1 protein-coding gene is annotated in these 872 nt (G+C 44.2%); it reads right to left on the bottom strand.

What is annotated here, in order from left to right:
* A partial coding sequence (locus OQZ33_RS24145; protein WP_265802131.1) for a reverse transcriptase domain-containing protein occupies positions 1-872 on the bottom strand: 872 nt, incomplete at both ends.

The following is an 872-nucleotide window of genomic DNA, read 5'->3' as shown; positions in this document are numbered from 1 at the left end:
AATCCGTCAAGTCCAAGCCTCATAAAAAACTTCTTGTCAAGGGTTGTAAGTAATGTTGGGCTGTTTGCAGTCTTACAGTACCCCTTACGGGTGTTGGCCAACTGATAGGCCCTTGATTTTTCCAAACCCATCTTCATTAAGTTCCGCGCTCTGCCCGTTATACTCTTCCATTGCTTCCAAAGAACAATCCGCAGTCTGGTTCTCGTCAATTCGTCCAGTTTTACCATGTACCCCTTTGCATTTGCAATAGAGAAGTAGTTAACCCAACCACGAATGATTTCCTGAAGCTTCGATATCCGTTGGTGTAATGGAAAGGGTTGGTTGCGCCTGGTCTGCTCCCTTATTTTCTCTTTGATCGCGCTTAGAGATTTGGATGAAATTCGCATCTTCCATCCCTCTTTGCTGCCATAGAATGAAAACCCAAGCAGACTACTTTGGCCCGGTCTGCTGACCTTACTTTTCTCCATGTTAACCTTCAGTTTCAGCCCCTCTTCCAGATATACTGAAATACCTGCCATTACCCGCTGTGCCGATTTCCTGCTTCTTAAATAGATACTGCAATCATCAGCATATCGTACGAACTGATGCCCACGCTCTTCGAGCTTCGCATCAAGTTCGTGAAGGATAACATTTGATAACAACGGACTTAATGGACTGCCTTGTGGCGTTCCTTCTTTTCTTGGGCTGACCAATCCATTCTCCATGATACCAGCGCTCAAATAAAGACGGATAAGCTTCAATGTCCGCTTATCCTTTATCTTTACTGACAGCAGGTACATAAGTTTATCATGGTTTACCCGGTCAAAAAATTTGTCCAGGTCAAGTTCCACAATCCAGGTGTAACCTGTGTTAAGATATTCCTGAGCTTTTAG

The organism is Pedobacter sp. MC2016-05 (assembly GCF_026239735.1).
GTDB lineage: Bacteria > Bacteroidota > Bacteroidia > Sphingobacteriales > Sphingobacteriaceae > Pedobacter.
The sequence above is the reverse complement of the archived record's forward strand: the minus strand, read 5'-3'. Positions and strand labels throughout refer to the sequence as shown.